Genomic DNA, 24486 nt, shown 5'->3' on the forward strand with positions numbered 1-24486 from the left:
TTAATATTTTTCCTCAAAGAGGTTAGACTATCCCCCATTTTTATGATTGGGTGCTTCGGTTGACTGAAATACTACCTAAACACATTGCCATTGTTATGGATGGCAATGGTCGATGGGCTTTAAGTCGTGGTTTGCTCAGAGTGGAAGGGCATCGTGCTGGGGTTGAGGCAGTAAAAACGGTCATTCGTTGTTGTCTGGAAACCGGCATACCGATTTTGAGTCTCTTTGCATTCAGCAGTGAAAATTGGTCTCGCCCAAGCAACGAGGTGGAGTTTTTAATGCAACTCTTCATTGATGCACTTGGTCACGAAGTCAAAGAGTTGCATCAACACGGAATTCGCCTGCGATTTACTGGCGACAGAAATGGTCTTTCACAAAAACTGCAAGAGCAAATGCAGGCTGCAGAAAAATTAACCGCTGAAAATAATCGTTTAACGCTGAACGTAGTTGTCAACTACGGCGGGAAATGGGATATTGTACAGGCTACAAAAACCATTGCGAGACAGATCCTTGCAGGACAATTGAAGCCAGAAGACATTGATGAATCTCTGATAAGTAATGCATTGAGCACACATGATTTGCCTGATCCAGATTTGTTTATTCGTACCAGTGGTGAGCAAAGGATCAGCAATTTTTTCCTCTGGCAATTGGCATACACGGAATTGCATTTTACTGACATCCATTGGCCTGATTTCAACGTCGAAGAGTTTAGAAAAGCATTGGATAGTTTCAGCCAACGCGAACGGCGCTATGGCAAAACTTCCCAGCAAATAGGAAAGGGATAATATGTTTAGACAGCGACTTTTAACAACACTGATTCTCGTTCCTTTAGTTCTTATCATTCTTTTTTATGGGAATAATATCGTTTTTACGAGCATTATATTGTTGTTAATCTGGGGTTGTGCCCAAGAATGGCTGTCTTTAATACCCCTGCAAACAGCATGGTTAAGACTGGCATACATAGTATTGACTTTAGTTTTTGTTTGGCTCGCGCATTATGGTTTTGAGTATTGGCTTACTGTCAATTTGATTCTTTGGGCTTTCATTTTTATTGCTGAACTAACCTTTCCCAAGTCACAAATCGCTTGGGGTTTTCCTCTGGTTATAGGCTTAGTCGGATTCATTGTTTTAGCTGTTTTTGCAGAAAGCTTGATTACTATCCATGCGATGAATCAAGGAAAAGTATTGATTCTTTATTTGCTTCTTCTAGTGTGGGCAGCCGATATCGGCGCGTATTTGGTTGGGAAGCAATGGGGCAAGCACAAATTAATTCCCCTGGTTAGTCCTGGTAAAACAATTGAAGGAACTTTGGGCGGTTTTTTACTGTCCATGCTCGTAGCCTTAGTAGGTTACTTGTATTTTCGTCCTGTGCAGCCTTTAAATTGGTTTATTATTGCGATAATTACAACTTTAATTTCAGTGGTTGGGGATTTATTCATTAGCATTCTGAAAAGAAGAGCTAAACTGAAAGATACCGGGAACATTTTACCGGGTCATGGAGGCATATTGGATCGTTTGGATAGTCTATTAGCAGCCTCCCCCGTATTCTATTGTGGCTTAATGGTTTTAGCGCCTGGATTATAATTATGCTGCTGACGCTATTTTATTTTTTTCTGGCCTTATTTGTTTTGGTTACTGTTCATGAATATGGACACTTCCTGATGGCCCGATTATGCGGTGTTAAGGTTCTTCGCTTTTCTTTTGGTTTTGGCAAAGTGCTCGCTCGCTGGCACGATAAAAAGGGGACCGAATACGCCTGGTCGTTATTTCCTCTGGGCGGCTATGTCAAAATGCTCGATGAAAATGAAGAGGAAGTAGCAGCGCATGAGCGCCACCTGGCCTTTAACAATAAATCAGTATGGGCCCGCATTCTCATTGTCATAGCAGGGCCATTGTTTAATTTCCTGTTTGCCTTTTTAGCCTTGTGGCTTGTATTGATCATTGGCATTAAGTCCTTAGCGCCAATGATTGATGAGGTGAAACCCGGAAGCATAGCTGCGCAAGCTGGGCTTCAAGCAAAAGAAGAAATTGTAAGCTTGAACGATAAAAATATTTCAAGTTGGCGCGATTTCCAATTTGCTTTAATGCCGCTCCTTGGCAGTTCAGAATCAATTAAACTTAAAGTCAAGTCTCTTGAAAATGGCACAATTAAAACACTCCATTTGCCCCTGGAAGATTGGAATCTAAATACTAAGAATCCCGATCCGTTGGGCAGTTTGGGAATAGTGCCTTTTATTCCCAGTGTTCCTCCCATTGTTGGTGAGGTTGTGGAAAACTCACCGGCTGCTGCAGTTGGTATCAAAGCGGGTGATTTCATTCAAACGATGAATAATAAACCGGTTCATGACTGGCTTGATCTGGTTAACTACGTAAGACTGCATCCTGGAGGCGCCTTGGATTTGTCGATTAAAAGGCAAGGAAAACAGCTCAATTTGACTGTACAAATTGCTGCTAAAGAGGGTCAGGATGGCCAACAGCAGGGATTTTTGGGCTTACGCTCTGAAAAGGTGGATTGGCCTTCAAAATGGCTGCGTGTTCAAAGACAGGGACCCATAGAGGCTGTAGGTACAGCTCTCATGCAAACCACTGAATTAACTGGCGCTACGTTCTCTTTAATTGGTCGTTTAGCGACTGGAAAACTGGGACTTAAAAGCATTAGTGGCCCTGTTGGGATTGCGCAAGGAGCTGGAGAATCTGCCCGCAGTGGGCTAGCGTATTACCTGTCGTTTTTGGCTCTGGTCAGCATTAGTCTTGGTGTTCTTAATCTTTTGCCGATTCCTATGCTCGATGGTGGCCATCTTTTATATTATTTGTTTGAAATTGTTAGAGGAAAGCCTCTGTCTGATGAAATTAGGTCTCTAGGAATTTATTTGGGCTTGGTTTTTTTGGCTGTCTTGATGGTGTTGGCACTAAGTAATGACTTGTCTCGTCTCATTAGCTAAAACTCAGACTATTGGGGTTCAATTATGGATCCATCGTTTCCTTTGATAAAAGCTCAGCCGTGAGGAAAGATGTTTTCCTTAGGCAAAAGGAGAATGAGGCTAGTGAATTGATTTTATTCAGTTTGTCTTTTATATCGCTCGAAAATCATATCTCCTTATGCAATTTGATTTAAAAAGAGCAAAATTTTAAAGGATTGATTTCTTGACAGGGTCAGTCAGTTCCTATAAAAGGGGTGACAATTTTATTTTGCTGGATTTTGTCTCCAGAGTTTATTCCGTGGTCCTGGACGTAAAATAATAATGAAGAAAGTCAGTAGAAAATTAGTTTTGGGTGTTTGTTGTTCAACAATGTTATCTTGGTCCATTCAGCTGCATGCGGCTGAAGGATTTATCGTTCGAGACATCAAGGTTACTGGTTTACAACGAGTAAGCACGGGTACGGTATTGAATTATTTGCCTGTGCAAGTCGGCGAAGAGCTGGAGCCAAGCTCAACAGCGCAAATTATCAAAGCCTTATACGATACTGGTTTCTTTCAATCCGTTTCCTTGGAGCGTCAAGGTAACACCTTAATCGTCAACGTCGTTGAACGAGCCACCATCGGTTCCATTTCAGTAACCGGTAATAAAGAAATACCTTCGGATAAACTGAAAGAATTACTTAAGCAGATGGGATTGGTAAAGGGGCGGGTGTTTCAACGTTCATCCTTGGAAAGATTGGAAAAGGAATTAAAACAAGCATATACAGCCCGTGGTAAATACAATGCCCGCATCGAAACCAACGTGACGTCATTGACTGAAAATCGCGTGGCCATCAACATCGGCATTTCAGAAGGACGGGTTTCACGTATTAAAGAAATCAAATTTATTGGTAACCACGATTTCTCAAAAAGTGAATTGATGCCCGAGATGTCGCTCAGCGAGAGCAGCGTTTTCACTTATTTTACCAAGAAAGATCAATACTCAAAGCCTGCGATGGACGCTTCTTTAGAAGCTCTTCGTTCATTTTATCTTGACCGGGGATATCTCAAATTTAGAATCGTTTCTTCGCAAGTGTTGCTCTCTCCTGATAAAAAAGATGTATTTATAAACATTCAGGTGGAAGAAGGGCCACAATATCGATTTGCAGGTTACACGATAGTGGGCAAGACCATTTTACCTAAAGAAAAAATCGATTCTTTGGTCCAAGTGAAACAAGGCGATATTTTCTCTCGTAAAAAGGTAACAGAAAGCATTTCTGCCATTGGACTGGCTTTAGGTGATATTGGCTATGGTTTCCCAGCCATTAACGCAGAGCCTCGAATTGATGAAAACAACAAAACCGTTTTTATTACGTTTATCGTTGATCCTGGACGGCATGTGTATGTGCGCCGCATTAATTTCCACGGGAACACCAAAACTGGCGATTATGTGTTGCGCAGTGTGATTCGTCAGGATGAGGGCAGTCTTTTGTCTCTTCATAATATTAAAGAATCAGAAAGGCAAATGCGTCTTCTTGGTTATTTAAAAAACGTAAATGTAAAAACCACTCCGGTTCCAGGAACAAACAATCAGGTGGATTTGGATGTAGAAGTTGAAGAAGCTCCTTCCGCTGAAGCCTCTGCTTCTTTAGGCTACGGTACCAATGGACCTACATTCAACGCTTCGTTTAACCAACATAATTTTATGGGTACTGGCCGTTCCCTGGGCTTAGGATTTAATGCCAGCTACTGGGGGCAGGATTACTCCGTTAGCTATTACAATCCTTTCTACACCAATACGGGAGTAGGGCGCGGTTTAAATTTCTATTATCAAACCATTGATCCGAAGAAGCTGGATGTTTCGGCCTATTCCTCCGATCGCTTTGGTTTGGATGTGAATTACAACATTCTTTTGTCGGAAAAGAGCAGTTTTCAGTTAGGCTATGGTTACCAGGACTTGCAAATTAAATCAGCAGGATCGGTCATTCCCATTATCAACTTCGTCAATCAATTTGGTCGAGATTTTCATGAGCTTCGCTTGACAACCGGTTGGAACCGAAATAGCTATGATCAATTTCCATTCCCTACACGAGGTTGGAATCAACAATTAAGTGCTTTGGTTGCACTTCCTGCAGCGTCGGACTCGTTGTCCTACTATAAAACGAATTACATGGCCCGTATGTATCACCCGTTGGTTAAGGGTTTTATTTTTACCCTGTTAGGCAACGTTGGCTACGGAAATTCCTTCAATGGAAATGGCTTACCTTTCTTTGAAAACTATTACGCCGGGGGTATTACTACACCAGGGCAGGTTCGCGGTTATGCCAGTTACTCATTAGGGCCTCAAGACAACCATGGGAACGCCATCGGTGGTAACTTCCTGGTAAACGGTAGCGCAGGACTTATCCTTCCTTATCCGCTAAGCCGAGATACGGTAAGAACTACCCTTTTTGCTGATGCAGGTAACGTATTTGCCAAGGGTACACCTTATTATTTAACCGGTTTTGGCGAGGGACCTATTCGCTACTCTGCGGGTCTGGGAGTTGAGTGGCGTTCACCGTTTGGCCCGTTGGCTTTCAGCGTTGCCAAACCCTTGAATAAACAACCCCTGGATAATCAACAAATCTTCCAGTTTACTCTGTCGTCAGGATTTTAATTTGCACGCTATCGCAACCTTGTTTGAATTATGCTAGCATCGGGACTTTTAATTAGGAGATTTAATAATGAAGCGTTTGAGTGGGGTTTTGGTTGCTTTTGCACTTCTTTTCGGCGGTGTCAATGCGTTTGCTGATCCAGCTAAAATTGGTGTTGTTGATTTGCAGAAAATTATGCAAACCTCAAGCCAAATGAAAGCAATCCAAGAAAAGCTTGAGAAGGATTTCAAACCTCGTCGCGATAAATTGGTTGCAATGGAAGAAAGCCTGAAAAAGGACATGGAAAAGTTCAAGCGTGACAGCACTGTTATGAGCCAAACTCAGAAAAAAGACATGGAAAAGAAAATTGTTACTGCCCAAAGAACCTTTGAGCGAGAAGGGCAGCAATATCAGCAAGAATTAAGCACCGCGCATAATGAAGCAATGGAAGAGCTCTACAGCAAAATACGCAAAGCCATCAATAAAGTTGCAGAAACTGATAAATATGATCTGATTTTGCAAAAAGATGCAACTCCATTTAGCGTTTCCCAATTGGACATTACTGACAGTGTCTTAAAGGAAATTCACTAATAGTTTGAGCAAGGTGTATAACCTAGCAGAAATAGCTGACTTCTTGAATGGCACTTTATTGGGTAAACCCGATCACGTCATTCAAGGAGTGGCTTCTTTAAGCCGTGCCAGTCATACCGATCTCTCCTTTTTTGATAACCCTGCTTTACTTGATGTTTTGCATTGGACTAACGCAGGGGCTGTTTTAGTGAGGGAGAGCCATGCGTCGTATGCACCCGGCAATTGCATTATTGTGCCTGAGCCTTTACCCAGCATTCATTTAGTTGCCTCCTGGTTTGACAAGCCATCACAATTTGAGGCAGGAATTCATCCATCCGCATTGATCTCTTCTTCAGCAGAGCTTGGAAAAGCCATTAGCATTGCTGAGCACTCGGTAATAAAAAAAGGGGTTAAGCTTGGTGATGAGGTGCGAATTGGCGCAAACTGCGTAATTGAAGAAGATGTACAAATTGATTCCGGCTGCGTGATCCATCATGGGGTTCACATCCATAGTGGAACGCGCATAGCCAAACGGGTGATCATTGAAAGTGGCTCTACTCTAGGTGCGGCTCCTTTTAATAGCTTAAAAACACAAGGTCAATGGTTAACGGGTCCTGCACTCGGTGGTTTAATCCTGGGTGAGGCTGTTCATGTCGGAGCGAATTCAGTGATTTGCCGTGGTGGTATGGGAGATACCTTCATCGCCACCGGAGTTCGCATCGATAATTTGGTCATGATTGCACATGATGTTATTATTGGCCCGCATTCTGCCATTGCAGGTTGTGCGGTTATCGGTGCTTATGCACAAATTGGAGCTGACTGCATCATCGGAGGTGCAAGCTGTGTGTCTGCCCATGTGCGTTTAGCCGATAACGTAGTAATTACAGGCATGTCGACTGTGCATAAATCGGTGAACCAATCTGGTGTTTATTCTTCAGGCACGATGGTTTGTGAGCACCGGAGATGGCGTCGCAATGCAGCACGCTTTCGCCGTCTGGATGACTATGTTACGAGATTGATTAAGCTTGAGCGAGAAGTAGATCCTTCTCGTTAAGCGTGAATACGCGGTTTAGGAAAACACAATAAAGAATAATGAGAGATTATGCATGAGTGAAGTCATTAACATAACTAAAATACTCGAATTAGTGCCGCATCGTTACCCATTTATCCTGATTGACAGGGTTCTGGATTACAAGCTGATGGATTATCTGGTTGCCATTAAAAATGTCACAATGAATGAACCATTTTTTGTAGGCCATTTCCCTGGAAATCCCATCATGCCTGGTGTATTGATGCTTGAAGCATTAGCTCAGGCAGGGGCTGTTTTATCGAGTTTATCAAGAACTCCGAGTGAAGGTCATGAGTTCCTCTATTATTTTGCAGGTATTGACAACGCAAGGTTTAAACAAATAGTCACTCCAGGCGATCAGCTGAGGCTTGAAGTGAGACTTCTCGGGGAAAAAAGAGGTTTTTGGCGCATGGAAGGTCAGGCATTCGTAGGTGATAAACTCGCCTGCTCCGCAGATTTATTGAGTGCATCAAAGGAAATTAAAAAGTGATAGATGAACGAGCAATAATTCACCCTTCAGCAAAAATAGCCGAGGGTGTCTCTATAGGTCCTGGTACTCTTATTGGTGCTGATGTAGAAATTGACGAAGGTACCTGGATAGGCCCCTATGTGGTCATTCAAGGACCCACAAAGATTGGAAAAAACAATAAAATTTTTCAATTTGCTTCGGTAGGGGACGAACCCCAAGACATTACCTATAAAGGTGAGCCGACCAGACTTGAAATTGGCGATAACAATATCATACGTGAATACTGCATGATAAGCCGAGGCACGGTAAAGGGAGGCGGAGTTACCCGTATTGGCAATGGCAATTATTTAATGGCCTATGCTCATATAGGGCATGACTGCATGATCGGTAACCACACCATTATGGTTAACCATGCTGCTTTATCAGGCCATGTTACGATCAATGATTTTGCCACGATTGGACCTTATGCTGCCATACATCAATTTTGCCATGTGGGGGCTTATGCTTTCATTGCAAGAGCTACCTATGTAAGCAAAGATGTACTTCCCTATGTCATGATTGCAGGACATATGACCTCGGCATGTGGTATCAATACAGTGGGTTTGAAACGTCGGGGATTTTCTTCCGCGACCATCGATCATTTACGCAGAGCCTATAAAATTATCTTTCGCAAAGGATTAACCGTTCAGCAAGCGGTTTCGGAGCTGGAACTGATGCAACATGACTGTCCGGAAGTACTGCCAATGATTGATGCATTGAATCAATCAACTCGTGGCATTGTGAGATAACTATGCTGGCTCAGCTTCTTACTGTGGCTTTCGGCGGTGCAATTGGCGCTTTAGCCCGATTTGCCTCAGTAGGAGGAATGCAAAAGTTGTTTGGAGCAAGCTTTCCTTTTGGTACGCTATTAGTCAACTGTGTAGGCTCCTTTTTGGCCGGCTTCATTATGGTCTTCATTCTCGAGCGCCTGACAGAGGCAGAGTACTGGCGTTTATTTTTGGTGGTGGGCTTTTTAGGAGCTTATACTACCTTTTCCAGCTTCTCCTGGGAAACATGGGCTCTTTATCAGGATGGTAAGTCAATGCTGGCGATAGGGAACATCATTCTTAATAATGTTGGGGCTTTAGGAATGGCGCTCATAGGCATAAACTGTGGTCGTTTTATAGGGAATTTGCTATGACGAGAGTTAAGGTTGTCCGAATTTACCTAAGCGAAGACTCGCAACTGATTAATGAAATCTATAATATTTTGCATCAGGAGATGATTGGTGGCGCAACTGTTTTTCGCGGAGTTAAAGGTTATGGCCACAGTGGAAAGAATCGGCAGGCCAGTATTTTGGATGTCCATTTTGATTTACCAATGATTATTGAGTTTTTTGATGAGGAGCTGAAAATTGATAAGGTTATCGAATCATTAAAAACTAAAGTTGAAGCCGGGCGAATATTGCATTGGTATGCGGATTTAATTTAATCCTCTGCAGCAGTTGAATTCCAAACGCATTTCAGAACTTGATATATAGAACATTCCTGCAGAACATAAATCATTTAGACCGAATAAAAAGGGTAAACTATGTTAGATTCTCAATTATTACGTGATTATCCAGAGCAAGTTGCTGAGCAATTGGCAAAGCGTGGTTTTCATTTTGATGTGAATGTTTTTAAAGTTCTTGAAGAGCGCAGAAAAAATCTGCAAGTAAGCACTCAAGCCTTGCAAAATGAACGCAATCAACGCTCGAAAGCTATAGGCCAAGCAAAAGCCCGGGGTGAAAACATTGAGCCCATGCGCGAGGAAGTCAACCGAATTGGTCAGGAGCTGGATGGTAAGAAGGCCGAGCTGGAGGAAACCTTAGCTCAGCTTGAACAAATGTTACTGACTCTTCCCAACATTCCGCATTCATCCGTTCCGGTAGGTAAAGATGAGCATGACAATCAGGAAGTACGCCGCTGGGGTGAAGTCCCCGTTTTTGATTTTTCAGTCAAATCGCATGATGAATTGGGAGAGGCGCTTAATCAATTGGATTTCGCACTGGCAGCCAAAATTACCGGCAGCCGCTTTGTGGTGATGAAACAGCAAATAGCGAAAATGCATCGGGCATTAATCCAGTTTATGCTAGACATTCACACACAAGAACATGGTTATCAGGAAATCTATGTGCCCTATATCGTGAATGCCGACAGCCTCTTGGGTACAGGGCAACTGCCTAAATTCGAAACGGATTTATTTAAGCTTAAAGGCGAAGAAAATTATTATTTGACGTCAACGGCAGAAATTCCTGTTACTAATACAGTGCGGGATTGCATCCTTGATTTAGAAACGCTTCCTATACGGTACGTATGCCATTCACCGTGTTTTCGCAGTGAAGCGGGTTCATACGGTAAAGACACCAAAGGAATGATAAGGCAGCATCAGTTTGAAAAAGTGGAATTGGTTTGGATAACGACCCCTGATTCTTCCTATCAAGCTTTGGAGCAGCTAACCAAACATGCCGAAGTTATCTTACAGAGATTGAATCTGCCTTATCGAGTGGTTTCATTATGTACAGGAGATTTGGGTGCAGGTTCTGCAAAAACTTATGATCTGGAGGTTTGGCTGCCTAGCCAAAACACCTATCGCGAAATTTCTTCCTGCTCGAACATGGAGGCATTTCAAGCCAGGCGCATGAAGGCACGATATCGGCAAACAGAAACAAGAGAAACGGAGCTCGTGCATACTTTGAACGGTTCAGGCCTTGCAATCGGTCGGACTTTAGTAGCCATACTTGAAAATTATCAAAACAGTGACGGCTCCATTCGAGTTCCTGATGCCTTGAAACCCTATATGAATGGGCTTGAAATCATTAAAAAATAAAACTCATCTTCATTAAATCACTATTCTTAAACCTGTGATTAAGAATGGTGATTTAAAGATGTGCAGCGAACGTCCTTATGTTAATTCCGCGCATTTTGGGGTCTTAAAGGATTACTAATCGACTGTATCCCCATCATTTTGTTGCAATTCCTTAATGAGTTTATCCACAGGGGTTAAAGAGATGAGACAAGACAGTAGGGCTGCTCCTAATCCCGTCAATAGAGCTTCTTTGATGGTGGAATGATTCAAATAATCCGCAATAGTGGTACCAACCAGAGCAATGACAGCAACACCCCAGCGTGAGGTTTGAAACCTTACCAGGTCACCCAAAGAGGCCAATAAACTGATTAGGCCGCTTCCTATTCCTGTTAGGAGAGCAATTTTCCAGTGGTGCAGGGTTAATGAGTCCAGGTTGCCTTTTGTCATGGCTATTAAACAGGAAGTCGTTGATTGAGAAATGTGCCGGAAAACGATGGCAGCCCTAACTTTTATGCTATTTTGTAATCCCATTGTCTGATCCTTGATTGCATAACCTCCTAACAGTAAAGAATAGTATGCCCATTCTATTAATCAAAGGTTTTAGAACTGGACTGGAGGATAGCAATTGACCTCAGTGCTCATGACCTGAAATGCTCCCCGTGTTGTTAATGTATTTCGAGCTCCAGTCCGATTAGCTCTTCGTCAGTATGCAAAGCCATAAGGAGAATAATACTGATAATAAATAACCGTCTTTGAAGATGAGCTATTTACTAATATAAATCTATATTGAACCATTACCTGCTGCTTTTATAGTTATAGGAGTGGTGTTTGTATGTGTCCTTTGATGATCTGGATGGTTATGAACCTGATCCGATGATGCAGATTCACTATCACTAAATAGAAATCACAACATCAGAGCGGATTCAGTTAATTAGCCATGAATTCAAGGAGCAAAGAAAAGGCTTCAATTCTTTTAATATGGTCGGAGTGACAGGAGTTGAACCTGCGACCCCTGCCTCCCGAAGGCGATCCCGATTGTTTCTTAATGTATTTCTATACATCTCTATGAACAATAACTCCTTGTATTATGGGGGTTAAAGGCATTTTTATGATGTACAGTGATATATTGTTATGTTACATTCCACAATGAGAATGCACCCTACATGCACCCTGTAATTCAAAAATAGGATTTTTATTACATGAATGTGATATTAACTATGATAAAGTCTAGGGTATTAAAAAAGCAAGGATTAACCAGTAGAAGAATTTCACGGGTGCTATAAACCAAAAAACCACCGAAAAGGTGGTTCTTGGTCAACTGCTAAAAGGGGCGCTTTCGCGGATCCCTAAAAGCTTACGGTATAATTATGAGTCATTTTACGTGGATATGTCAAATTTTTCTGGTTGTTTTTTGGATAACCATACTAATTTGATGCAACAGGACTGTGTATGAAAGAATATATAAGTGCATTATCAATAGATAGGCTTACAAGCTATGAAATATTATGTCCAAACAAAGTGGATACGGATATCATAGGAGCTTATCATTGGAATTTATTGATAAGCCAAGCATTTTATCCCTTCATACATTCAGTAGAAGTTGCATTACGTAATTCAATTCACCACGCAGCCACCAAGAAATTTGAAAATGAATTTTGGTTCGATATCGTTGTAACTGATGGTAAGTCAAAATCAATTCTTGAAGATACCAAAAGCGATTTACATCGCAGATTTGGGCAAGTAACAGCGTCAGACATTGTTGCAGGATTAACATTTGGATTTTGGACAAATTTAATAAAACAAAAAACATACACTGATCAATTTAATCCAAACCGACTATGGCCTGACTTAATTCCTTCGGTTTTCCCCCATTATGCAAGAGGGCATGATGATAGAAAGAATATTTCCAAGCGATTTGAGGAAATAAGGTTGATTAGAAATCGCTTGTTTCATCACGAGCCTATCTGGAAATTTAAAAATGCCCAAACACCGCAAGAATGTATCGCTGAATTGCGTCGTAAGTTCAATGACACATTTAAAGCGATTGGCTGGATATCAAAATACAAACGAAATTGTTTAAGAGAATTTGGTTTTGTTGAATCGTTTAAAAACAATTGCACTCTTGAGACCTTGGAAAGCTATAAAGTGAAGGGTGCTGAAATATTACAACAATTAGCAGATTAATTATGAAAGCAAAAATCAATAACACGCTTATTAAAAAACTGCTTCCTAGAGATAAAGAATACGAAGTTCATGATCTTGATCTAAAAGGATTCATGATAAGAGTTTTTCCATCAGGAACCATGCGTTACGTATGCCAGTACAAAAGAGGCAAAAAAATTAATCTTGGAACAGTCGGCGTTATGACAGCAGCTCAAGCTCGTGAAAAAGCTATTGAGGTGCTAAGTAATGCCAATAAAGGGATTGAGCCAACCGCACAAAAAGGGATAAATAAGCCTAAGACACTACAAGAATTTATTGAGAGTGATTATAAGCCATGGGTTTTATCAACGCATAAACGAGGTCAAGAAACGCTAGCAGGGCTTATTAGATGTTATAAGGCTTTTTTTTCAAAGCCGTTGGGTGAAATTACGCCTGCTCTTGTAGAACAATGGCGCGTTAAACGTCTTAATGAAGGCACTTCTCAGGCAACCTTAAATCGTAATATAACCATGCTGAAATCACTAATGAACAAGGCAGTTGAATGGGGTTTTTTAAAAGAAAATGCACTTGGTAAGTTAAAACCTTATAAAATCGATCGTTCACCTAAAATTCGATATCTGTCATTTGCAGAAGAAGCACGTTTACGCGAAGCGTTAATCGAACGAGACAATCAACTCCGGTTGATGCGAAAAAATGGAAACCTCTGGCGAGAAAAGCGAGGTTATGATTTATTACCCGAGCTTTCAGAAGACAATGCTTGTGATTACTTAATGCCGATGGTGCTATTGTCGATTAATACAGGATTAAGACGAGGCGAATTATTTCATTTGACCTGGGATATGGTGAATCTGTCAGAAGGTTCATTAATTTTATCTGGTGAAATTACAAAAAACAAACATTCTCGTTATATTCCGCTCAATGATGAGGCTTATAAAATTTTGGATCATCTGAACAAAAAAGCAGCGAAAAAAGAAGGCTTGGTTTTTCCAAGTAAAAATAATCAACCATTTAACCATGTGAAACGCTCATGGGGATCGTTATTGAAAAAAGCGAATATTACACAGTTTCGATGGCATGATTTACGTCATCATTTTGCGAGTAAGTTGGTGATGGCTGGGGTAGATCTAAATACCGTTCGGGAGTTATTAGGGCACTCTGATATTGCCATGACACTAAGGTATGCACATTTGGCGCCAGAACATAAAATTAATGCTGTTAAAAAAATAAATTGGACGATGCAAGAACCAGTAACATGAGTGGTCGTATCCCCTAGTTTGATAAGGCATCAAATTTCCATCGATGCCAAATAACTGGGGCAATAGATAAAATTGAATCTGCTGAAATAACGGGATCACTGACTGAAGTTCTATTGTTATTACAAACCAATAAATACTTATCTTCACTTTTTATCAATCGTCGAAAAAAGGTGCCTTCCGTGGTTTCCACTATACAATTATGCCCTACGCATTGATTTTTTTTATTTTGATTTATAAATTTAATCCCGCCAACAATGTCTCCAACCTTATACTCCGGCTCCATCGCATCATCTGAGACCGTTATCACAACAGCATTTGGGTTATTCGTTTTAAAGAAGTCTATCTCTTTTTGTATGGCTTGTTCTGAGGCGAGAAGGTTACCAACTGTATCTGCAAGAAATGGATAATTTTGAAATTCATTTTCGATTACTGATGGGCCTTTTCCTATGCCTTCTAATAACCAATCAATTGAACAACTCACATCATATTGATTAAGTATTTCTACTAAAGAAGCAGCTTTGGCTTTATTTAATGGGTTTCTTCCAAGCTCCCATGATTGGAGTGTATGGATACTGATTCCATGCTTTTCTTCCAAATCTTTTCGAGATAAGCCAGCAAGCATGCGCGCTCTTTTGATGCGATGCCCCATTGCAGAACTATCTTTTTTTACTTTAGTAGCATTTTTCATAAATATGTCTTTACATTTATACGTGATGCATGTATATAATACAATATTATACGCGTTACACGTATATGAAGTGTGGGTTTATACGCGTTATGAGTGTAAGGATGCCTCTAAAATTAATTATTTTCAACACTTTAAAGAGGGTTCGGTTTTTGAAGGTCAATTTCAAATAGGAATGTAAGTAGTCAATGGACATGTTAATAAACCAGGATGAACTGGCAGCAATGAGTGGCTTACCTCATATCCAGCAATTGGCTTATCTAAGAGGAATCAGACCGTATATGGATGTTAAAACAGGAATAACAGGTATCAAGCGACGAATCAGTTATCAATCGATATCTGAACAATTATACATCGAGCCACATCAGGGAATTAAAAGCCAAAGCTTTTCTCGTGATCAAGTACGTCGTGCAGTTTCAGGTTTGGTACGTGCGGGCATGATTGAAGTTCAATCTGACGGCATGCAGCTCATTTTAAAATGTCCCTTAGCTTCAAGGCATTATTCTGTCCAAAATAAAGCCGCCATAAACCCGCCACAGAAAGCCGCCATAAACCCGCACGGGGAAACGCTTGTAAACAATGAGTTTTCTGAAGGTGAGGCCATAAAAGCCGACATAGCTGAACCCCAAAAAGCCGCCACACCTCTTAAAGATAATAATTATATTTATTTATTAAGCCGCTTCGAACAATTTTGGAATTTATACCCCGAGAAAAAATCCCGCGAGCGTGCTTTTGAAGTCTTCAGACAAATCAGCCCTGACGAGCATCTATTGCGAATGATGTTGCAAGCACTGGAAAACCAAATCAAAGCACGAAATGTAAAAGTAGCCCACGGCGAATGGGTGCCACCCTGGAAATATCCAAGCAACTGGTTGGTTCAAAAATGCTGGGAAGATGAAGTCAAAATTGAAGTAACGCAGGAGAAAAGGAATGCAAAGCGCCATCCAAACACTGAACTCACAACTGTTGATCCATTCTGGAACCCAGAAGCAGAAGACACAGCAAGCATCAGTGAAGACGAGTACGAACAAAGCAATGTCATCAACCTGCGATGCTACCGACAGCAATAAAAAGCGGATTGAGAGTTTGTTTACGCGCTTTGCAGTTTTTTATGGGCATTTGTGGCGCAGTCAGTTCAAAAGCGATGGGTTTTTGGAGTTTGCCAAAAAGGAATGGATGGAGGGGTTAAGCAAGTTTAGTGATGACGTTTTGAATCAAGCCATCGTTGAGTGTCGTGATTTTTGTGAAATGCCGCCAAGCTTGCCTCAACTGATTCGCATTTGTCGTGACATAAAAAAACGAAATAACGTTTATGTCACGCCTGAAGAAGTTGCTCCTGCGAGTGCCGAATTGGCGGAAGCGAATATTAAGCAATGTAAAGCATTTTTATTTTAAAACCTGATAGGAGAGAAGACATGTTGGTATTAACAAGAAGAGTTGGGGAGTCTGTTGTGATCAGTGAGGATATTTACTGCACGATTGTGGGGTATCAAAACGATGAGGTCCGCCTTGCTTTTGATGCGCCCAAGTCCATCCCAATCCATCGTGATGAAATTCAACGCCGCATTTACCGCGATCAGATTAAAGATAACAAGTTTGTAGATAAAGCAGCTAACAACGAGAGCATTGTCGACAGGCTTATTAATAAGTTCAAAAGCAGCGCTTCTTCAACAAATTCCTGAGAATTGAGTCATGACTATCGATGAAGAACAGCTGATTACGGTTAAAGATCGAGCCAAAGAAAAGTTAAGGCGTGATCTGGGTGGATTGATTGAACGAGCTTTAAACGATCCAAAAACCGTTGAAATCATGCTCAATGCGGATGGCAGGCTTTGGCAGGAACGTCTTGGGGAAACAATGCGTTGCATTGGAAGTATCAATGAGGTGCGTGCCGAAAGCATCATCAAAACTGTTGCAGGCTTTCATGGTAAAGAAGTGACCCGATTTAAGCCGATGCTTGAAGGGGAATTACCACTGGATGGTTCCCGTTTTGCAGGACAACTGCCACCGGTTGTATCACGCCCTACCTTCGCTATTCGTAAAAAAGCCCTATCCGTTTTTACACTGGATGAATATGTTCGAGCAGGAATTATGACGGATGAGCAAAACGAGATAATTCAACAAGCGGTTTCTAACCACCGGAATATTTTAGTGATTGGCGGCACAGGTTCAGGCAAAACAACATTAGTGAACGCCATTATTCATGAAATGGTAAAGAGCGCACCACATGAGCGCATTTTTATCATAGAGGATACCGGCGAAATCCAGTGTTCAGCTGAAAACTGCGTTCAATACCATACTACCATGGATGTCAACATGACCCAACTTCTAAAAACCACACTCAGAATGCGCCCTGACCGAATCCTTGTCGGTGAGGTTCGAGGCAGTGAAGCTTTAGATTTATTGGATGCCTGGAATACCGGCCACGAAGGAGGAGCGGCCACCTTACATGCGAATAACTGTCTTGCAGGGCTTTATCGTTTGAAATCATTGATTACCAGAAATCCGGCAGCACCCGCTGAAATTGAACCTTTAATTGGCGAGGCGGTTCATTGTGTGGTGCATATTGCAAGAACGCCAGATGGTCGCTTTGTCAAAGAAATCATATCTGTCGAGGGTTTTAAAAACGGTCAATACAACATCAAGAAACTTGTTTAAGGAGAATATGAATGAATCAGTTAAGCAGTTTTAATCACAAGAAAATTTGGATGATGGGGGCAGTCATATTATTTCTATTTTTAATGACTCATCCGGCTAGCGCCTCCACAGCAGGTGGAGGACTTCCATTCGACTCATGGTTGACCAAAATCCAGAAGTCCATTACAGGTCCATTTGCCTTTAGTGCGGCGATTATTGGTCTGGTTGCTGCCGGTGCCACACTTATTTTTGGTGGTGAATTAAATGGTTTTATGCGAACCCTTGTCTTTTTTGTATTGGTGCTTTCATTCCTGGTAGCGGCACAAAATACCATGACAGCGATTACTGGCAAAGGGGCAGAAATTTCCAAGCCATCTGTTGAGATGACAGCAATGGAGTCTCAGCCATGAGCCTTCGCACTATTCCCATTCGTAGATGTGGAAATCGTCCAAGTCTCTTTATGGGCGGAGACCGTGAGCTTGTCATGTTTTCAGGATTGCTATCAGCCATTTTGGTATTTGCCGCTCAGGATTGGCTGGCGGCGATTGCTGGTATCGTCATGTGGTTTTTATCTCTGAAAGGACTTCGCTTAATGGCGAAATCTGATCCCTATATGAGAGCGGTTTATCTGAGACAAAGACGTTATCAGGCTTATTATCCGACTCGTTCAACCCCTTTCAGGGAAAACAAAAGAGGTTATCAATGATTGAATTAATCGCCTTTTTGATTAGTACCACAGGGCTTGTCATTTTGGGTACTTTGTTTTGGGAAATTCGAAGTAAAAGCTGTGGGCACCATGTCAAAAAGCATCGAAGCCATACAGCTGGACTGGTTGATTTACTTAATTATGCGGCGGTTGTAGATGATGGCGTAATTGTCGGTAAAAACGGCTCTTTTATGGCGGCCTGGCTTTATCATGGCGAAGACAATGCCAATACTACCGATGAGGTGCGTGAGATGGTGTCATTTCGGATCAATCAAGCCTTATCCGCTATGGGTAGCGGTTGGATGATTCATGTAGATGCCATGAGGCGTGCTGCACCTGGTTACAGTGCACGGGGTTATTCTCACTTTCCTGATCCCATATCAATGGCAGTTGATGAAGAAAGAAGGCAGCTATTTGAACAGTTGGGAACCTTATATGAAGGATATTTTGTTATCACGTTAACCTGGTATCCGCCTGTATTGGTACAAAAACGTTTTGTTGAATTGATGTTTGATGATTCAGGGGAGCGCTTAAGCCAGAAAGCAAAAACGCATCAATTGATTGAGACCTTCAAGCAATCTTGCCGCAATTTTGAATCACGAATGAGTTCGGCAGTTCATCTGGAAAGGCTTGGCTCAGATGATAAAGGCGATACAGTAATGCAGGATAACTTTCTAAGGCACTTACAGTATTGTGTCACAGGACTTAACCATCCCGTCAATATGCCTAAAAACCCGATTTATCTTGATGCTTTGATAGGCGGTCAGGAATTAACGCCAGGCATTACTCCGAAAATTGGTCGGAAGTTTGTTCAGTGCGTCGCGATTGAAGGTTTTCCCATGGAATCTTACCCTGGAATTTTAACCGCGCTATCGCAATTACCCATTGAATATCGCTGGAACTCCCGCTTCATATTCATGGATGCGCATGAAGCTGTCGCACATTTCACTAAATTCCGTAAAAAATGGAAGCAAAAAGTCAGAGGATTTTTTGATCAGATTTTTAATACCAATTCAGGCATTGTCGATGAAGATGCGCTTAGCATGGTCAATGACGCGCAATCAGCCATTGCTGAAACCAATTCTGGCATGGTAGGGCAAGGTTATTATACTTCGGTTGTTGTTTTAATGGATGAGGATCGCGCACAAGTTGAAAAAGCAGCGCTGTTCATTGAAAAGAACATCAATGCGTTGGGTTTTGCGGCCAGAGTAGAAACCATTAATACCATGGATGCTTTTATGGGAAGTTTGCCAGGCCATGGTGTTGAAAACATCAGACGACCATTGATTAATACTATGAATCTAGCGGACTTATTGCCAACATCCAGCATCTGGACAGGTGAGAATAAAGCACCGTGCCCACTGTTCCCACCCTTGTCACCACCTCTGATGCATTGCGTCACCAGTGGTAATGCACCGTTTCGCCTGAATCTTCATGTCAGAGACTTAGGCCATGGCATTATGTTTGGTCCAACGCGTTCTGGTAAATCAACTCACCTTGGTTTACTCGCATTGTCTTGGCGTCGGTATAAAGATGCCCGTATTTATTCATTTGACAAAGGACTATCCATGTATCCAACCTGCAAGGCGACAGGTGGTGAGCATTACACCATTGCCGATAAAGACTCAAAGCTTGCCTTTGCGCCCTTGCAGTTTTTAGAGTCCAAGGCAGACAGGGCTTGGGCTATGGAGTGGATTGATACAATACTGGCATTAAATGGTTTGGATACCACCCCAGCACAGCGTAATGAAATCGGCTATGCCATTATCAGCATGCACCAAAGTGGCTCTAAAACCTTATCTGAATTTGTCATGACCATTCAGGACGAACACATTCGTGAAACCCTAAAGCAATACACCATCGATGGATTGATGGGGCATTTATTGGATGCTGAATGTGATGGTTTAGGTCTGTCCTCGTTTATGACCTTTGAAATTGAGCACTTAATGGGATTAGGCGAAAAATTTGCACTGCCTGTGTTGCTCTATCTGTTTCGACGCATTGAAACCTCACTGGATGGCCGCCCAACGCTCATCTTACTGGATGAAGCGTGGTTGATGCTCGCGCATCCGGTCTTTAAAAACAAGATTGCTGAATGGCTTGATTCCATGGCCAAGAAAAACTGCGCTGTATTTATGGCAACTCAACATCTTTCCCATGCAGCAAAATCCGGCATTTTAGACATCATTGTTGAATCCACAGCCACCAAAATCTTTTTACCCAATCTATATGCAAGAGATCCTGAAACCTGCGTGATTTATGAACGCATGGGCTTAAATCCACGTCAGATTGACATCATAGCTCAAGCCCAACCCAAGCGTGATTACTACTATGTCAGCGAAAAAGGACAACGTCTTTATCAATTAGCATTAGGCTCTATGGCTTTGGCTTTTGTAGGGGCTACTGATCCCGATTCTATCGCGCGGATGAAACAGCTTGAGTTGAAGTACGGTGATGGATGGGTATCTCAGTGGCTTACGGAAAAAGGAATCCAATTGGAACGGTACGGAGAAGCAGCATGAAAAAAATAAAACAATGGCTTAATACCCCAAGACTTGAAAAGAAAAATGAAGCGTTAACGGATAATCCCTTTCTTAACGCCAGACGCGCCTGGAATGTTCATACCGCAGGTCTTATGAAATCGGTACAGGTTTGGCAACTGGTGGGCTTAAGCAGCCTCTTAGTGGCGCTGGCCGCTGTTGGTGGGCTTATATCCATTGGCACCCAGTCCAAATTTATCCCTTTGGTATTTCAGCAGGACGCTAATGGCAATACCTTGTCAGTCACCCGTGCGGATAGGGTTGGACAAGCCAATATTGATGATTATCGGGCGGCGGCTGCACATTTTATTGAAAACATCCGCATGGTAAGTAGCGATGTTGAGCTACAAAAGAAGGCTGTGTTTCAGGTTTATTCCTATTTAAACCAGAATGATGCGGCTCTAGCCAAAGTTCAGGAATTTTACAGTAACAAACAGCAGTCTAATCCCTTTGAAAGAGCGACGCATGAAATCGTCAGCATTGAGATTCGATCAGTTCTACAAGAGTCTGATGAGACTTGGCAGGTTGATTGGGTTGAGACGGTGAGAAATCGTGATGGAACGCTTAAAGAAAAGCCCTTTGTGATGAAAGCCATGATCACGATGTATCAGGACAACGAACTTAATGATATCTCCAGTGAGTCTATTTTGAAAAACCCACACTTAATTTTTATTCGTGATTTTAACTGGTCATATGAATTAAAGCATGGAGAACAGCGATGAAAAAAATAATGCTCACCTTTTGTTTATTGATGCCATTGACAGGTTTTGCCCTGGATAATAATGAGCTGGCTACTCGTTATTTTTCCGAAAACGATCCAAAACTGTCAAATCAGGAAAAGCAGGCTTTAGATATTGCAGAGCGTTGGCAAAAGGGAGACAAAACCAGCAAACCATTTCCATCCTCGGATGGATCAGTCAGTTTTGTTTATGGCTCAGGGCAAATCAGGGTAGTATGCGCTCCCTTGCAGGTTTGTGATATTGCTTTGCAGGCAGGTGAGCAGTTTAACGATATGAATGTTGGTGATCCACGCTTCATTGTTGAGCCATCCATTACGGGTTCAGGAGCTGCGCAACAAATCCACTTATTGATCAAGCCTAAAGATGTTGGACTTGATTCCTCTTTGGTCGTAACTACAGACAGAAGAACTTATCATTTCAGGTTAAAGTCCGACCGCACTGAGTTTATGCCTTACGTATCTTTCATTTATCCCGATGAAGCAAAAGCAAAGTGGCAGTTCATTCAAAATGTTCAGGCCGAAAGAAGAAAAATGGATACGTTACCAGAAACCAACGAATACCTTGGCAACCTGAATTTCAACTACCGAATTCAGGGCCATGCACGATTTAAGCCGGTTCGGGTTTACAACAATGGCGTTAAGACCATTATTGAGATGCCGAAAACGATGGCACAAAGTGAAGCCCCTGCTTTATTGGTTTTAAGAAGCCGTGGTTTGTTTCAAAAATCAGAGTCCGTCATGGTGAATTATCGTCTGCAAGGTTGTCGTTACATCGTCGATAGCGTTTTTGATAGGGCAATATTGGTTATCGGAAGTGGAAGCTCTCAAGAAAAAATTACCATTACGAGGTGCTAAAGATGAAGGAACTAAGCGTTTTATTGTTTGCTCTATTGCTATCAAGCTGTGCAAGTCAGCGTTATGGGAATTTTACTCAAGTATCTCAAGGCCGAGACGTTTATTTGGCACAAGACGCGGCATCCCAATTAACACGTGTCTATCCACCTGCTCAAAATACGTTTTGCATCAGTCAAAAGGTAAGGGATGCTTTTGGCATCAGCCTGATTCATGAAATGCGGAAAAAAGGTTATGGCGTGATTGAAAACAATTGCCCCAAACAAAAGGCCAATTTTTTCTATGTTGTCGATGAGATTAAAGCAACCAACCTTTACCGAGTCAGCCTTTTTATTGGCTCACAGACCCTCAGCAGAATTTATGCCAAAACTGCTGGAAAATTTTCCCCAGTTAGCGCATGGACTCGTAAGGAGTGAGACTGATGAATCAAAACAACGATTTTTTATCAAAAGACTACTCACCGCAAAAACTCCAGGCAGCCGGTGTGAAGCGGGTGAATAACGTACCATTAATCATTGTCATTAGTATTTTGACTGTGTTTGTGATGTTGATAGCGCTCGTTGCCAATAAACGGGCAAATGCACAGAACCAATCTCCCGAAATAGTAAAGATTAAAAGTCAGAAAAAAAACACCATGAGTCTGGCTTATGAAGTGGTAGGAAACCACAAAGTACCAGTCGTAGCTCCGCAAACTGAAACGATCACAATCAAGCAGGAGGCTTCCCTACCCATACTTGAGCAACAAGACTTGCCTCAAAAACAAGAGACGTTGGATCAAAATGTGACTGATGCTGAAATAGAACGCATTCGCCAGGAAAAAACACAAGAATTTGAAGAGGCGGTCAAAGCAAAAACATCCATTATGGTGGATAACGTACGGCTGAATAACAGAGCAAGTGTAAGGACATCCATGAGCGGGAATGACGTGACATTCAATGTTGACCCATCTACGGCCTTTAAAGAGCAACTCATGTTGGTACAAGGGAGACACAACAAACCCATGCCGCAAACCTTAGGTGGTGAAGAAAATGAAATGCGTTGGCATTTAAACTCAAGACTTGAAAGTCCAAACAGCCGATATGAACTCAGGGCGGGTGGGGTGATTCCAGGAGTAATGGTCAGTGGCATCTCCTCTGAATTACCAGGGCAAATCATCGGTCAGGTATCACAAAACATCTATGACACCGCAACGGGTAAATACCTTCTCATTCCTCAAGGAACCAAAGTATTTGGCATTTATTCCAGTGATGTGAGCTTTGGCCAGAATTCCGTATTAGTGGCTTGGCAGAGACTGGTGTTTCCTGATGGCAAGGCATTGGATATTGGCTCCATGCCAGGCGCTGATAGTGCGGGATTCGCCGGATTTCGTGATCAAGTGGATCATCATTACGCAAGAATTTATGGCTCAGCGCTTTTAATGTCTGGCATTGTTGCGGGTATTACCTACAGCCAGAACAGTAATCAGCCTAACCAGTTCGGTTACAACCAACCAACAGCGGGTTCTGTCTTGAGTCAGGCATTAGGACAACAGTTAGGAGAGGTGACATCACAACTGGTTTCAAAAAATTTGAACGTATCCCCGACCATTAATGTCCGTCCCGGTTACCGTTTCAACATCATTGTAGTGAAAGATTTAACCTTTAAACAACCTTATAGACAGTTTGCTTATTGATACAGGAGGAGTGCAATGAAATTTAGAATCATGCTTATTTATTTATGGACACTACATGTTTTCGCCAGCGGTGCGCCCGTATTTGATTTTGCCAATTGGATTGAAAATGGAAAAATCATACTGAATCAGGTGAGTCAGTATAAAACTCAGATCGATCAATACAACAATCAGCTGCAGCAATACCAAAATATGTTAGAGAACACTAAGTCGCTCACTTCCTTCCAGTGGGATAATGCCAACTCTGTCATTAATAATCTGCTTGAATCGACTAATACAATTGATTATTACAAGCAGGAAGCAGGCAGCCTTCAAGGTTATCTGGACCGATTTCAGAGCCAGGAATACTATCAGAAAACTCCTTGTTTTAATGGTAATGGCCATTGCTCACCCGAAGAACTCAGGAAAATCAAACAAAGTAGACTCTCAACTTCTGTTGCCGAAAAGCGTGCTAATGATGCCATGCTCAAAGGGATTGATAAGCAACAACAGAGCTTGAAAGATGACTCAGAAAAACTACGGGTCTTGCAATCTCAGGCGCAAAGTGCCGTTGGGCAAAAGCAGGCACTACAGGCTGCTTCACAATTAGCCAGCAATCAATCACATCAATTACTTCAAATCAGAGGGCTTTTATTAGCACAACAAAACGCGCAGACGGTAAAAGATGCGGCAAACGCCAATAAAGAGGCCATACAGGCCGCGGGTGATGAGCAATTTCGAGCGGGTACGTATCATAAAAGTTCAGGTAAAAAATGGTAATTCAGTCATAACGA

The 24486-nt window shown here is 42.0% G+C and carries 27 protein-coding genes; 25 read left to right on the forward strand and 2 right to left on the reverse strand.

Annotated elements, in window-relative coordinates; translation table 11 throughout:
- The first annotated feature begins 95 nt into the window (after positions 1-95).
- The 11 genes from uppS (at position 96) to serS (ending at position 10487) form a co-directional block, all read left to right on the forward strand.
- On the forward strand, positions 96-785 hold the full coding sequence (gene uppS / locus EL203_RS02330) for a polyprenyl diphosphate synthase (protein WP_375232624.1): 690 nt from the start codon (positions 96-98) through the stop codon (positions 783-785).
- Position 786: 1 nt separating this feature from the next.
- Positions 787-1584 (forward strand): phosphatidate cytidylyltransferase, encoded by a 798-nt coding sequence (locus EL203_RS02335; protein ID WP_058471100.1) that lies wholly within the window; start codon positions 787-789, stop codon positions 1582-1584.
- 2 nt (positions 1585-1586) lie between these two features.
- Complete coding sequence (gene rseP / locus EL203_RS02340) at positions 1587-2942, forward strand: RIP metalloprotease RseP (RefSeq protein WP_058471099.1); 1356 nt, start codon at positions 1587-1589, stop codon at positions 2940-2942.
- Positions 2943-3242: 300 nt separating this feature from the next.
- Positions 3243-5555: an outer membrane protein assembly factor BamA gene (gene bamA / locus EL203_RS02345; RefSeq protein WP_058471098.1), complete on the forward strand. Its 2313-nt coding sequence runs from the start codon at positions 3243-3245 to the stop codon at positions 5553-5555.
- A 67-nt stretch (positions 5556-5622) separates the two neighbouring features.
- A complete protein-coding gene (locus EL203_RS02350) occupies positions 5623-6123 on the forward strand; it encodes an OmpH family outer membrane protein (protein WP_058471097.1) in 501 nt (166 codons plus the stop codon).
- 13 nt (positions 6124-6136) lie between these two features.
- Entirely contained in the window at positions 6137-7156 is a 1020-nt protein-coding gene (lpxD, locus tag EL203_RS02355; RefSeq protein ID WP_058471096.1) for a UDP-3-O-(3-hydroxymyristoyl)glucosamine N-acyltransferase, read from the forward strand.
- A gap of 52 nt (positions 7157-7208) precedes the next feature.
- Positions 7209-7661 carry a 3-hydroxyacyl-ACP dehydratase FabZ gene (gene fabZ, locus EL203_RS02360; protein WP_058471095.1) on the forward strand — a complete coding sequence of 151 codons (453 nt, stop codon included), beginning with the start codon at positions 7209-7211 and terminating at the stop codon, positions 7659-7661.
- Complete coding sequence (gene lpxA, locus EL203_RS02365) at positions 7658-8428, forward strand: acyl-ACP--UDP-N-acetylglucosamine O-acyltransferase (RefSeq protein ID WP_058471094.1); 771 nt, start codon at positions 7658-7660, stop codon at positions 8426-8428. Before fabZ ends, lpxA begins: the two co-directional genes overlap by 4 nt.
- A 2-nt stretch (positions 8429-8430) precedes the next feature.
- Positions 8431-8820 carry a fluoride efflux transporter CrcB gene (crcB, locus tag EL203_RS02370; protein WP_058471093.1) on the forward strand — a complete coding sequence of 130 codons (390 nt, stop codon included), beginning with the start codon at positions 8431-8433 and terminating at the stop codon, positions 8818-8820.
- Positions 8817-9110: a DUF190 domain-containing protein gene (locus EL203_RS02375; protein ID WP_058471092.1), complete on the forward strand. Its 294-nt coding sequence runs from the start codon at positions 8817-8819 to the stop codon at positions 9108-9110. The genes crcB and EL203_RS02375 overlap by 4 nt, the downstream gene beginning before the upstream one ends.
- A 99-nt stretch (positions 9111-9209) precedes the next feature.
- Positions 9210-10487, forward strand: coding sequence for a serine--tRNA ligase (gene serS / locus EL203_RS02380; RefSeq protein WP_058471091.1), 1278 nt, complete (start codon positions 9210-9212; stop codon positions 10485-10487).
- Positions 10488-10601: 114 nt separating this feature from the next.
- Here serS and EL203_RS02385 read toward each other — a convergent pair whose 3' ends face one another.
- Complete coding sequence (locus EL203_RS02385; RefSeq protein WP_058471090.1) at positions 10602-10997, reverse strand: hypothetical protein; 396 nt, start codon at positions 10995-10997, stop codon at positions 10602-10604.
- A 918-nt stretch (positions 10998-11915) separates the two neighbouring features.
- Here EL203_RS02385 and EL203_RS02390 point away from each other — a divergent pair.
- Entirely contained in the window at positions 11916-12650 is a 735-nt protein-coding gene (locus tag EL203_RS02390) for an Abi family protein (protein WP_058471089.1), read from the forward strand.
- A gap of 2 nt (positions 12651-12652) precedes the next feature.
- The gene (locus EL203_RS02395) at positions 12653-13885 is read left to right on the forward strand and encodes a site-specific integrase (RefSeq protein ID WP_058471088.1); all 1233 of its coding nucleotides are present in this window, start codon (positions 12653-12655) and stop codon (positions 13883-13885) included.
- Between the two features lie 13 nt (positions 13886-13898).
- On the opposite strand, the gene EL203_RS02400 is transcribed toward EL203_RS02395, so the two are convergent.
- Complete coding sequence (locus EL203_RS02400) at positions 13899-14573, reverse strand: XRE family transcriptional regulator (RefSeq protein WP_058471087.1); 675 nt, start codon at positions 14571-14573, stop codon at positions 13899-13901.
- 185 nt (positions 14574-14758) lie between these two features.
- Between EL203_RS02400 and EL203_RS02405 the strand changes: the two genes are divergently transcribed.
- Genes EL203_RS02405 through trbJ form a run of 12 tightly spaced genes read left to right on the forward strand, consistent with a single transcriptional unit; the run spans position 14759 to position 24472 of the window.
- Positions 14759-15640 carry a hypothetical protein gene (locus EL203_RS02405; protein ID WP_058471086.1) on the forward strand — a complete coding sequence of 294 codons (882 nt, stop codon included), beginning with the start codon at positions 14759-14761 and terminating at the stop codon, positions 15638-15640.
- Between the two features lie 16 nt (positions 15641-15656).
- On the forward strand, positions 15657-15965 hold the full coding sequence (locus EL203_RS02410; RefSeq protein WP_058472212.1) for a hypothetical protein: 309 nt from the start codon (positions 15657-15659) through the stop codon (positions 15963-15965).
- 20 nt (positions 15966-15985) lie between these two features.
- Positions 15986-16252 (forward strand): carbon storage regulator CsrA, encoded by a 267-nt coding sequence (gene csrA / locus EL203_RS02415; protein ID WP_027226391.1) that lies wholly within the window; start codon positions 15986-15988, stop codon positions 16250-16252.
- Positions 16253-16262: 10 nt separating this feature from the next.
- Positions 16263-17228, forward strand: a complete 966-nt coding sequence (gene trbB / locus EL203_RS02420) for a P-type conjugative transfer ATPase TrbB (protein ID WP_058471085.1) — start codon at positions 16263-16265, stop codon at positions 17226-17228.
- An 11-nt stretch (positions 17229-17239) separates the two neighbouring features.
- Complete coding sequence (locus tag EL203_RS02425) at positions 17240-17617, forward strand: TrbC/VirB2 family protein (protein WP_058471084.1); 378 nt, start codon at positions 17240-17242, stop codon at positions 17615-17617.
- Positions 17614-17913 (forward strand): conjugal transfer protein TrbD, encoded by a 300-nt coding sequence (locus EL203_RS02430; protein WP_058471083.1) that lies wholly within the window; start codon positions 17614-17616, stop codon positions 17911-17913. The genes EL203_RS02425 and EL203_RS02430 overlap by 4 nt, the downstream gene beginning before the upstream one ends.
- Positions 17910-20435, forward strand: a complete 2526-nt coding sequence (locus EL203_RS02435; RefSeq protein ID WP_058471082.1) for a VirB4 family type IV secretion/conjugal transfer ATPase — start codon at positions 17910-17912, stop codon at positions 20433-20435. The genes EL203_RS02430 and EL203_RS02435 overlap by 4 nt, the downstream gene beginning before the upstream one ends.
- Positions 20432-21175 (forward strand): conjugal transfer protein TrbF, encoded by a 744-nt coding sequence (locus EL203_RS02440; protein WP_058471081.1) that lies wholly within the window; start codon positions 20432-20434, stop codon positions 21173-21175. The genes EL203_RS02435 and EL203_RS02440 overlap by 4 nt, the downstream gene beginning before the upstream one ends.
- The gene (trbG, locus tag EL203_RS02445) at positions 21172-22047 is read left to right on the forward strand and encodes a P-type conjugative transfer protein TrbG (RefSeq protein WP_058471080.1); all 876 of its coding nucleotides are present in this window, start codon (positions 21172-21174) and stop codon (positions 22045-22047) included. The genes EL203_RS02440 and trbG overlap by 4 nt, the downstream gene beginning before the upstream one ends.
- 2 nt (positions 22048-22049) lie before the next feature.
- Entirely contained in the window at positions 22050-22460 is a 411-nt protein-coding gene (locus EL203_RS02450; RefSeq protein WP_058471079.1) for a conjugal transfer protein TrbH, read from the forward strand.
- A gap of 5 nt (positions 22461-22465) precedes the next feature.
- Positions 22466-23716, forward strand: a complete 1251-nt coding sequence (locus tag EL203_RS02455) for a TrbI/VirB10 family protein (protein WP_058471078.1) — start codon at positions 22466-22468, stop codon at positions 23714-23716.
- 15 nt (positions 23717-23731) lie between these two features.
- Positions 23732-24472: a P-type conjugative transfer protein TrbJ gene (trbJ, locus tag EL203_RS02460; protein ID WP_035889689.1), complete on the forward strand. Its 741-nt coding sequence runs from the start codon at positions 23732-23734 to the stop codon at positions 24470-24472.
- Positions 24473-24486: the final 14 nt, after the last annotated feature.

It is taken from the genome of Legionella jordanis, from assembly GCF_900637635.1.
GTDB lineage: Bacteria > Pseudomonadota > Gammaproteobacteria > Legionellales > Legionellaceae > Tatlockia > Tatlockia jordanis.